The sequence below is a fragment of the Spirillospora sp. NPDC046719 genome, assembly GCF_040645715.1.
Taxonomy (GTDB): Bacteria; Actinomycetota; Actinomycetes; order Streptosporangiales; family Streptosporangiaceae; genus Spirillospora.
The window spans coordinates 1-9,159 of record NZ_JBEYYT010000380.1 but is presented as its reverse complement, the minus strand read 5'-3'; the positions used below and the strand labels follow the sequence as shown (position 1 = coordinate 9,159).

11 protein-coding genes are annotated in these 9,159 nt (G+C 73.1%); 3 read left to right on the top strand and 8 right to left on the bottom strand.

The window, feature by feature from the left end; all coding sequences use genetic code 11:
- Positions 1 to 19 precede the first annotated feature (19 nt).
- Entirely contained in the window at positions 20 to 235 is a 216-nt protein-coding gene (locus ABZ914_RS39905) for an EF-hand domain-containing protein (RefSeq protein WP_190867595.1), read from the bottom strand.
- Positions 236 to 350: 115 nt separating this feature from the next.
- On the opposite strand from ABZ914_RS39905, the gene ABZ914_RS39900 reads away from it, so the two are divergent.
- Positions 351 to 1,157 (top strand): glycerophosphodiester phosphodiesterase family protein, encoded by an 807-nt coding sequence (locus ABZ914_RS39900; RefSeq protein ID WP_433252002.1) that lies wholly within the window; start codon positions 351 to 353, stop codon positions 1,155 to 1,157.
- A gap of 34 nt (positions 1,158 to 1,191) precedes the next feature.
- Here ABZ914_RS39900 and ABZ914_RS39895 read toward each other — a convergent pair whose 3' ends face one another.
- Positions 1,192 to 1,494, bottom strand: coding sequence for a type II toxin-antitoxin system Phd/YefM family antitoxin (locus tag ABZ914_RS39895; protein ID WP_433154846.1), 303 nt, complete (start codon positions 1,492 to 1,494; stop codon positions 1,192 to 1,194).
- A gap of 93 nt (positions 1,495 to 1,587) precedes the next feature.
- Here ABZ914_RS39895 and ABZ914_RS39890 point away from each other — a divergent pair, with 93 nt between their 5' ends.
- Both ABZ914_RS39890 and ABZ914_RS39885 read left to right on the top strand, forming a co-directional pair.
- The gene (locus tag ABZ914_RS39890; protein WP_500199739.1) at positions 1,588 to 2,232 is read left to right on the top strand and encodes a ClpP family protease; all 645 of its coding nucleotides are present in this window, start codon (positions 1,588 to 1,590) and stop codon (positions 2,230 to 2,232) included.
- Between the two features lie 156 nt (positions 2,233 to 2,388).
- Positions 2,389 to 2,733: an RNA polymerase-binding protein RbpA gene (locus ABZ914_RS39885; protein WP_067472838.1), complete on the top strand. Its 345-nt coding sequence runs from the start codon at positions 2,389 to 2,391 to the stop codon at positions 2,731 to 2,733.
- Between the two features lie 116 nt (positions 2,734 to 2,849).
- Here ABZ914_RS39885 and ABZ914_RS39880 read toward each other — a convergent pair whose 3' ends face one another.
- The 6 genes from ABZ914_RS39880 to kamD all read right to left on the bottom strand — a co-directional run.
- Positions 2,850 to 3,404: an FxsA family protein gene (locus tag ABZ914_RS39880; RefSeq protein ID WP_500199738.1), complete on the bottom strand. Its 555-nt coding sequence runs from the start codon at positions 3,402 to 3,404 to the stop codon at positions 2,850 to 2,852.
- Positions 3,405 to 3,491: 87 nt separating this feature from the next.
- Complete coding sequence (locus ABZ914_RS39875; protein WP_190867585.1) at positions 3,492 to 4,238, bottom strand: polyprenol monophosphomannose synthase; 747 nt, start codon at positions 4,236 to 4,238, stop codon at positions 3,492 to 3,494.
- A gap of 5 nt (positions 4,239 to 4,243) precedes the next feature.
- Positions 4,244 to 5,959: an apolipoprotein N-acyltransferase gene (gene lnt / locus ABZ914_RS39870; RefSeq protein ID WP_500199736.1), complete on the bottom strand. Its 1,716-nt coding sequence runs from the start codon at positions 5,957 to 5,959 to the stop codon at positions 4,244 to 4,246.
- A gap of 670 nt (positions 5,960 to 6,629) precedes the next feature.
- Positions 6,630 to 7,025 (bottom strand): 3-aminobutyryl-CoA ammonia lyase, encoded by a 396-nt coding sequence (gene kal, locus ABZ914_RS39865; protein WP_387018603.1) that lies wholly within the window; start codon positions 7,023 to 7,025, stop codon positions 6,630 to 6,632.
- A complete protein-coding gene (gene kamE / locus ABZ914_RS39860; RefSeq protein ID WP_500199734.1) occupies positions 7,022 to 7,873 on the bottom strand; it encodes a lysine 5,6-aminomutase subunit beta in 852 nt (283 codons plus the stop codon). The genes kal and kamE overlap by 4 nt, the downstream gene beginning before the upstream one ends.
- The coding region (kamD, locus tag ABZ914_RS39855) for a lysine 5,6-aminomutase subunit alpha (protein ID WP_500199733.1) at positions 7,870 to 9,159 on the bottom strand (1,290 nt) is incomplete at its 5' end. The genes kamD and kamE, both read right to left, overlap by 4 nt.

Here is a 9,159-nt window from a genome sequence, read left to right as displayed (position 1 = left end):
GGGCCGTCGAACGCGGTGGTTACGCGGTCCGCTCCATCAGCGCCGCGAACTCCTCCAGCGAGATCTTGCCGTCGTGGTTGGCGTCGGCCGCCACGACGACCTCCACGGCGCGCGTCTCGGTGATGCCCTGCCCGAGCCTGGACATCAGGTTCTTCAGCTCGGCCGTGGAGATGTACCCGTCGCCGTCCACGTCCACCAGCTCGAACGTCGCGCGGTACTCGTTCACGTCGGCCATGGGCTGCTCCTCCTGCTGATCGCCTGGGGAGGCGACGTTAGCAGTCATGGCCACGGCCCGGCGTCTTTACATAGTAAGGTAAGGTCGGGTGCGGGAGTCCGCCATAATCGGACGGGTGCCCCGCTCGTACGCCTTCCTCGACCACCCGGGCCCGATACCGTTCGCCCACCGCGGCGGCGCGAGCGGCCGGCCGGAGAACTCGATGGCCGCCTTCCAGCGCGCGATCGACCTCGGCTACCGCTACCTGGAGACCGACGCCCACGCCACCGCCGACGGCGTCGTCGTCGCCTTCCACGACCGCACCCTCGACCGGGTGACCGACCGGACGGGCGCGATCGCGCGGCTGCCCTACGCCGAGGTCGCCAAGGCCCGCATCCGCGGCACCGAGCCCATCCCCCGCCTCGAGGACGTCCTGACCGCCTGGCCGGACGCGCGAGTCAACATCGACCTCAAGGACGCGCCGGTCATCGGCCCGCTCGCCGAGGTCCTGCACCGCACCGGCGCGTGGGACCGGGTCTGCATCACCTCGTTCTCCACCCGCCGGCTCGCGCAGATGCGGGCGCGCCTGCCGCTGTTCAACGCCCAGGACGTGTGCATGGCGCTCGGGCCGCGCGGGCTGATGGCGCTGCGCGCGAGGTCCTACGGCGGGCCGACCGCCAAGCTCGTCCGGCTGGCCGCGACCGGCGTCGCCTGCGCCCAGGTCCCCTACGGCCTCGGGCCCGTCCCGTTCGTCACCGAGTCGTTCATCGCCGAGGCGCACCGGCTGGGCCTGAAGGTGCACGCCTGGACGGTCAACGACCCCGCCGCGATGAACCGGCTCCTCGACATCGGCATCGACGGCATCATGACCGACGACCTGGTCGCCCTCCGCCACGTCATGGCGTCCCGCGACCTGTGGCCGCGCCCCACCCCGGCGCCCTGAACCCGGCTTCCTGAGCCCGCTCGGCCGGGCCGGATCAGCGGCCGAAGCCCGGCGGGCGGCCGGGACGGTACTCCGCGGCGATCCGCAGCGGCGCGTGCTGGGGGCGGTCGGGCTGCGGGCGGTCGGACTGCTGGGAGGCGGCGGGGCCGGCCTGGGTGAGGTCCACGCGCCCGGCGCGCAGGCTCTCCAGCAGCTCCAGGTCCTCCGCCGACACGAGGGCGGCCATCACCTTCCCACGGCGGGTCAGCGCCACGCGCTCACCCGTGTAGGCGACCCGGTTCACCAGGTCGGCGAACTCCTTGCGTGCCTCCGTCACCGGCTTTTCCACGCTGTTCATCGTATAGCGAACTCCCCTGGCCCCCTCCGGCGCGCGCCTGTAGCGTCGCTGAACGTACAGAGTGTACGTTCTGTACAGATCGAGGGAGGGTGCATGTTCGAACGACCGCAGGAGGACCGTCCCGGCGGGCGGGTGGAGACGTTCGCGCCGCGGACGTCGGCGAAGGTGGCCGAGGCGCCGCGGCTCGCGGACGCGCAGCTGCACGAGCGGCTGCTCGCGCAGCGGATCGTGTTCCTCGGCACGGAGATCGACGATCAGGTCGCCAACCGGATCAACGCGCAGCTGCTGCTGCTCGCGGCGCAGGACGCGCGGCGCGACATCACCATCTACATCAACTCCCCCGGCGGCGTGGTCGACGCCGGGATGGCGATCTACGACATGATGCAGTTCGTCCCGAACGACGTGTCGACGGTGGCGATGGGCATCGCGGCCTCGATGGGGCAGACGCTGCTGTGCGCGGGGACGGCCGGCAAGCGGTACGCGCTGCGGCACGCCCGGGTGATGATGCACCAGCCGCACGGCGGGATCGGCGGCACCGCGTCCGACATCAGGATCCAGGCGGAGCAGTCGCTGTACCTGAAGCGGACCCTGGCCGAGCGGACCGCCTTCCACACCGGCCAGCCGCTGGAGAAGATCGAGGCGGACGGGGACCGGGACCGCTGGTTCACCGCCGAGCAGGCCCGCGAGTACGGATTCGTCGACCAGGTCATCGACGGGACCGACCGCGTCGGGTCCTGACGCGCGACGGGACGGCGGGCGCCGCCGGACGATCGGCGCGGGCGGCGCGGTGCGGCCGGAAAGAGCAGGGTTGGGCGGCGCATGATCCGGGAATCTTGTGATGGTGTCCAGCGTTGGTGAGGACAAGACCGCAAGCCGTCTGGGAGGCACGTGACGATGGCCGAGCGCGCACTTCGCGGCACCCGACTCGGAGCGACGAGCTACGAGAACGATCGCAACACCGATCTGGCCCCTCGGCAAGAGGTGGACTACACCTGCACGAAGGGCCACCGGTTCACCGTGACGCTCGCAGCCGAGGCCGAGGTGCCGATGACCTGGGAATGCCGCAGCTGCGGCGCCACGGCCCTGCGGGTCGACGGGGAGCTGCCCCAAGCCAAGAAGGGGAAGCCGCCGCGTACCCACTGGGACATGCTCATGGAGCGCAGAACCGTGGAGGACTTGGAGGAGGTCCTCGCCGAACGGCTGGAGATCCTGCGAGCGGGGCGCAGGCGATCGGCATGACCCGCTGAGTTCGACGGAAAGGGCCCGCACCGGAAGGTGCGGGCCCTTTCGCATGCCCCGTGAACAAGTGCAGCGTGAACGATCGACGTGATCGGGCTCCGCCCGGCTCCGCCGGGTCAGGTCCGGGACGGGTGGTCGTCCTCCTCGACGACCTCGCCGCGGACGACCGGGCCGCGCGGGGTGCCGGGGTCGCGCGCGTCCGCGCCCGGATCGAACGGGTCGAAACGGCCGAACGGCCCGAGCCCGGGACCGCCGGGCCCGCCGGCGGAGGGCGGGAACGTCATCGACGCGCGGTCGCCGGCGAGGCGAACCCGCCGGGCGGCGTACCGGGACGCGACGCGGCGGACCAGCGGCCGGGTGAACGGCAGCACGATCAGCAGGCCGAGGACATCGGTGATCAGGCCGGGGATCAGCAGCAGGACGCCGCCGGCCATCACCAGCGCGGAGTCGCCGAGCCCACGTTCGGGCACGGTGCCCCGCCGCAGCGCGTCCTGCAGGACGTGCCAGGCGCGGCGGCCCTCCCGGCGGACGATCCAGCCGCCCAGCACGGTCTCGGCCGCCAGCAGCGCCAGCGTCGGCCACAGGCCGATCACCTCGCCGACCTGGACGAGCAGGACGATCTCCACGACCGGTATCAGCAGGAACGCCAGGACCAGTGCGAGCGGCAGCATGGCTCCATTTTCGGGTTGCGGATTGCCTGTACCGGTGTCAACGCCGGGACGCCCCCGAACGTTTCCCCTGGAGGCGCCCGCGGCGCGTCAGCCGGACCGGTCGCGCTTGCCCGAGCGCTCGGCCACGCCCCACTGGGTGATGCGCAGCGCCGCCTCCATCATCACGTCCCGGCTCATCTTGCTGGTGCCGTGCTCCCGCTCGACGAAGGTGATCGGCACCTCGACGACCCGCAGCCCCTTGTGGAGCGCGCGCAGCGCGAGGTCGATCTGGAAGCAGTAGCCGCGCGAGTCCACCCCGTCCAGGCCGATCTTGTCGAGCGTGGCGGCGCGGAACGCGCGGTAGCCGCCGGTGGCGTCGTGCAGCGGGATCCGCAGCATCATCCGCGCGTAGGTGTTGGCGCCGCGCGACAGCGCCTCGCGCCGCTTGGGCCAGTTCTCCACCTTGCCGCCGGGCACCCAGCGGGCGCCGATGACCAGGTCGGCGTCCTCCAGCGCGGCCAGCAGCCGGGGAAGCTCCTCGGGCTGGTGGGAGCCGTCGGCGTCCATCTCCACCATGACGTCGTAGCCGTGCTCGGCGGCCCACCGGAACCCGGCGATGTAGGCGGGGCCGAGTCCCTCCTTGCCGGTGCGGTGGAGCACCTTCACCTGGTCGTCCGCGGCGGCCATGGCGTCGGCGACCTCGCCGGTGCCGTCCGGGCTCGCGTCGTCCACGACCAGCACGTCCACCGACGGCACGGCCTTGCGCACCCGGCCGGTGATGCGCTCGATGTTCTCCCGCTCGTTGTAGGTCGGGATGATCACGAGCACCCTGCCGAGGTCGGCTGGGATCTCCATCGGTGTCAATTCTCCTCGTTCTTCCTGGCCGTCGTCCATGCCGCGGCGCACAGCGCCCCGATACCCACCGCGACCAGCACCCATTCCGGCCACTCGCCGACCCGGTCCGCCAGGGTCCGCTCGGTGCGCTCGGGGACGCTCGCGACCTGGATGTCCGGCACGAACTCCCTGGACCGGTCGATCATCCGGCCGTCCGGGGCGACGATCGCGCTGATCCCGCTCGTCGCGGCAACCAAGATCGTACGGCCATGTTCGACCGCGCGCAGCCTCGACATGGCGATCTGCTGGGGCGGCAGGCTGGTGCGGCCGTAGGTGGCGTTGTTGGTCTGGACGACCAGGATCCGGCCGCGGGAGACGTCGCGGACCTCCCGGTCGTAGGCGACCTCGAAGCAGATCACGTCGCCGATGTCGACGGGCCCGAGCCGCATGACCCCGGACCGGGTGCCCTTCGCGAAGTCCCGGGGGATCAGCTCGAACCGCTTGATGATCTTGGTGAGGACGTCCCGGTACGGCAGGTACTCGCCGAACGGGACGGGGTGCCGCTTGACGTAGTAGTCGCCGGGGCCGGTCACCGGGTCCCAGACGATGCCGCGGTTCTCGACCTTCTTGCGGTCGGGGGTGTCGGTGAGGGCGCCGACCAGGACGGGCACGCCGACGTCCCGCACGGCCCCGTCGATGGCCCGGTAGGCGTCGGGCTCGGTGTAGGGGTCCAGGTCGCTGGAGTTCTCCGGCCAGACGACCAGCTGCGGCCTGGCGACCTTGCCGGCGCGGATCTCGGCGGCCAGCTCGTGGGTGGCCGTGACGTGGTTGTTCAGGACGGCCTTGCGCTGGCCGAGGAAGTCCAGGCCGAGGCGGGGCACGTTGCCCTGGATGACGGCGACGGTGACGTGCGGGCCGTCGGCGGGCGTGGGGATGAAGGCGCCCGCACCGGTGACCGCGCCCGCCACCACCAGGGCCAGGGCGGCGGAGACGGCCGCACGGCGCCTGCCGGGGCCGCCGGGGGCGCGCGCGGCGCCGTCCGCCCCCTCAGTCTCGCCGGCATCGGGGGCCGGGCGGGGCCGGCGCAGCCGCCACGCGGCGACGGCCGCGAAGGCGAGCAGGCCCCCGACCAGGGCGGTCAGGAAGGTGACCAGCGGCGCCCCGCCGATCGAGGCGTACGGGGTCAGGGGCGTGGCGGTCTGGCTGAAGGCCAGCCGCGCCCACGGGAACCCGCCGAACGGCTCACGGCCGCGCAGCGCCTCCTGGGCGACCCACAGGGCCGCCGTCCACACCGGCCAGCCGGGCAGCCGGGTGACCAGCGCGATGGCGGCGCCCATGGGGATGAAGTACAGCGCCTGCACCAGGCTCAGCACGGCCCAGGCGTCGGGGCCGACCGGGATCAGCCCGTCCAGGGTGGGCAGGAAGAACGCGGCGCCGCCGAGGAAGCCGAGCCAGGCGCCGGTGCGGGCCGCCTGGCCGCGCATCGCGAGGGTGAGCGCGGCGACGGCGACGGGGCCCAGCGGGGTGAGGTCGAACGGCGGGAACGCCAGGCACAGCGCGCCGCCGGCGATCAGGACCACGAGGGTGCGGGGCCAGCCGGCGCGCCCGCCGGTGCGCAGAAAGCGGCGCAGCGCGCGACCGCGCCGGGCGAGGCGCCCGGGGCGCACGGCCGGGCCGGGCCCGCCGCCGGCGTCCGCAGGTCCGCCGACCGGCGACCGGTCCGGGAGGGTCTCCTGGGCCAACGTCCACCCCTCGTTCGCTCGATCCGTCCGCCGGAACGCTACCGGCCCGTGGCGGCCGGGGCGACCACGCCCCGATCACGGTGTTACCGCTGATGCGGCAACCGTATGCGTTCGCGGCCGAGGTCGGGGCGCCGCGGGCGTCGGAAGGCGCGGCCGGATCCGGCGGAAACGGCGGCCGGGGGGAGGCGGCCGAGAGGACGGCGGCGGAGGGGACGGCGGGCCCGGGGGCGCACGGACGCGGAAGAGGGCCCGTGACATCCGTCGGGCCGGAGCCGTCCCACAGGCGGTGAGAGCGGGTCTCCGTTTTCTACTGGATGTCCGGGCCCTTCCCGGGTCCAACCCCCCGCGCGATCGGGCGGCTCCGCCCGGACACCGGCCCGGACCACCGCACTGGCTCGGGCGGGCGCGGCGTCGGCCACCGGTGTGGCCCGCTCTCGTCCCGCCGCGGCGCGGTGCCCGGTGGCGACCCGGGCGGCCGATCGGTGAGTCCCGTGCTGGACTGCAGCAAAACTACCGGCTTCGCGGCCCTTGTCAACCGCCGCATGTTCTGCGGCGACTCTCTGTTCTCCCAGCTCAACACCATGATCGCAGGTCACCGCCATTTCGGTCCCGGACGCGCCGATCCGGCCCCGCGGCGCGACCCGCGCGGGGGCCGGCACGGCCCGGCGGATCAGCCGCCGGGCGCGGGGACGACCACCGTGCCGGTGGCGGTGACGGCCACGATCGGCTCGGCCAGCACCTCGGCGGACGACTCGCCCTTGTCCGGGCGGCCCCGGCACACCACCCGGGCCTCGAAGTCCAGCGTGCGGCTGCGGGTGCCCACGCGGGTGACGACGGCGGTGGCCTCCAGCACGTCCCCGGCCCGGACGGGCGCGCGGAACTGCACGTCGGAGTAGGACGCGAACAGGCCCTCGTCGCCGTCGGTGCGGATGCACACCTCGGTGGCGACGTCGCCGAACAGGCCGAGCATGTAGGCGCCGTCGACCAGGTCGCCGGCGTAGTGGGCATGGGCGTAGGGCACGTAGCGCCGGTGGGTGACGGTCAGGCCCTCGCGGGGGTCGCTCATCGTCCGTCCTCTCCTTCGTCGTCGTCCGCCTGCCTGGCCTCCCGCACGGCCTCCCCCGGGAGCAGGGCGTGGACGAGGTAGCTGGCGACCTCGGCGGGCGTGGTGCCCTTGCCGAAGATCCGGTCGACGCCGAGGTCCTCCTCGGTGACGGTGTCGAACCGGGGCCCGCCGACGACCAGCAGCGGGCGTCCCATCCCGGCGGCGACGGCGGTGGGGTACTCGGCGTGGAACGCGGCGGCCATCTGCTTGGTGTTGTGCAGGTGCGCGTTCTTCTGCGTGACGACCTGGGAGACCAGCACGGCGTCGGCGTTCTCGGCCTTGGCGCGCTCGACGAGCTCCTCGACGGTGACCTGGGCGCCCATGTTCACCACCTGGATCTCCCGGTAGTACTCCAGGCCCTTCTCCCCCGCGAACCCCTTGACGTTGAGGATCGCGTCGATGCCGACGGTGTGGGCGTCGGTGCCGATGCACGCGCCGACGACGACGAGCCGCCGGTTCAGCGCGCCGCGGATGGCGAGGTTGACCTCCTGCGAGGACAGCAGCGGGTACGCGCGCTCCTCGGGGACGGGGATGGAGGCGTAGTCGATCAGGTGCCCGACCCGCCCGTAGACGATGAAGAAGGTGAAGTCGGGGCCCATCGGCTTGGCGTGCACGACGCTGGCGGGGTCCAGGCCCATCTTCCCGGCCAGCTGGAGCGCGGCGGCGTCGGCGCGCTTGCCCGCCGGGACCGGCAGGGTGAACGACATCTGCACCATGCCGTCGCCTGTGGTGTCGCCGTAGGGGCGGATCACCTGGCGGGTGTCGGCGGGCTGGGCCGGGGCCTGCGTCCCGGGCGTCTCGACCGTCATGCGGGCACCTCCTGGGCGTCGGCCGTGTTGTGATGGGCGTGCGGGTCCTCGGTGTCGAGGATCTCGATCGCGGGGTTGACGTAGCCGTCGGCGCGCTCGACGACGCCGTCCAGGCCCTTGCCGCCGTCGGGCGGGCGGCGGGTGACGCCGAAGGTCCCCTCGGCGATCGCGGTGAGCAGCCCGTCGTCGCTGATGCGCTCCAGCAGCTCGACCGACTCCGACAGCACCTGCCTCGCCCGCTGGACGATCATCCCGTCGGGGCGGGGCATGAAGTCCTCGGCGAGGGCGCCGCAGGCGTCGCGGACGTAGCGGACGTTCTCCAGCGCGAGGTCGCGGTCCGACAGCCAGGGGGTGTGGATGCCCTCGGTCATCATCCCGATCAGGATGATCGACTGCCCGGTCAGCACCCCGGCGAGGTTGAAGAAGGCGTCCAGCAGGTAGCCGGCGAAGATGTTGCCGGTCATGTGCTTGGTGGGCGGCATGTACTTCAGCGGCGCGCCGGGGAACAGCTCGCGGACGAGCTGGGCGTGCGCCAGCTCCAGCCGGAACGAGTCGGGGATCGCCGGGTTGATCTCGAAGGCGTGGCCGAGGCCGAGCTGGGCGTCGGCGAGGCCCGCCTCGTGCCCGAACCGCTCGTTGAGCAGCTGGCTGACGATCACGGTGTGCGCGGCGTCGACCGCGTCGGCGGTGGTGAGGTAGTTGTCCTCGCCGGTGTTGATGACGATCCCGGCGCGGGCGTGGATCTGCCGGGAGAAGCGCTGGTCGATGAAGGTACGGCGGGGGTTGATGTCGCGGAAGATGATGCCGTACATGCAGTCGTTCAGCATCATGTCCAGGCGCTCCAGCCCGGCGAGGGTGGCGATCTCCGGCATGCACAGCCCGGAGGCGTAGTTGGTCAGCCGGACGTAGCGGCCGAGCTCGCGGGACACGTCGTCCAGCGCCGCGCGCATCAGCCGGAAGTTCTCCTGGGTGGCGTAGGTACCGGCGTAGCCCTCGCGGGTGGCGCCCTCGGGGACGAAGTCCAGCAGCGACTGCCCGGTGGAGCGGATGACCGCGACCACGTCGGCGCCCTCGCGGGCGGCGGCCTGGGCCTGCGGGATGTCCTCGTAGATGTCGCCGGTCGCGACGATGAGGTAGACGAGCGGGCGCGGCGGGTCGGCGGCGTCCGGGGTCGGCAGGCGCCGCAGCAGCGCGTCGCGCTCGGCGCGGCGGCGGTCGATTCGGGCGATGCCGCCGCGGGCGGCGGCGGTGGCGGCCTCGCGGGCGTGCGCGGCGTCGGTGCCGGC

Coding starts and splice junctions, on each gene's coding strand:
- ABZ914_RS39895 (WP_433154846.1), bottom strand. CDS start 1,494: ATGAACAGCGTGGAAAAGCCGGTGACGGAGGCACGCAAGGAGTTCGCC.
- ABZ914_RS39875 (WP_190867585.1), bottom strand. CDS start 4,238: ATGGAGATCCCAGCCGACCTCGGCAGGGTGCTCGTGATCATCCCGACC.
- ABZ914_RS39880 (WP_500199738.1), bottom strand. CDS start 3,404: ATGCTGCCGCTCGCACTGGTCCTGGCGTTCCTGCTGATACCGGTCGTG.
- ABZ914_RS39885 (WP_067472838.1), top strand. CDS start 2,389: ATGGCCGAGCGCGCACTTCGCGGCACCCGACTCGGAGCGACGAGCTAC.
- ABZ914_RS39890 (WP_500199739.1), top strand. CDS start 1,588: ATGTTCGAACGACCGCAGGAGGACCGTCCCGGCGGGCGGGTGGAGACG.
- kal (WP_387018603.1), bottom strand. CDS start 7,025: ATGAGCGACCCCCGCGAGGGCCTGACCGTCACCCACCGGCGCTACGTG.
- kamE (WP_500199734.1), bottom strand. CDS start 7,873: ATGACGGTCGAGACGCCCGGGACGCAGGCCCCGGCCCAGCCCGCCGAC.
- ABZ914_RS39905 (WP_190867595.1), bottom strand. CDS start 235: ATGGCCGACGTGAACGAGTACCGCGCGACGTTCGAGCTGGTGGACGTG.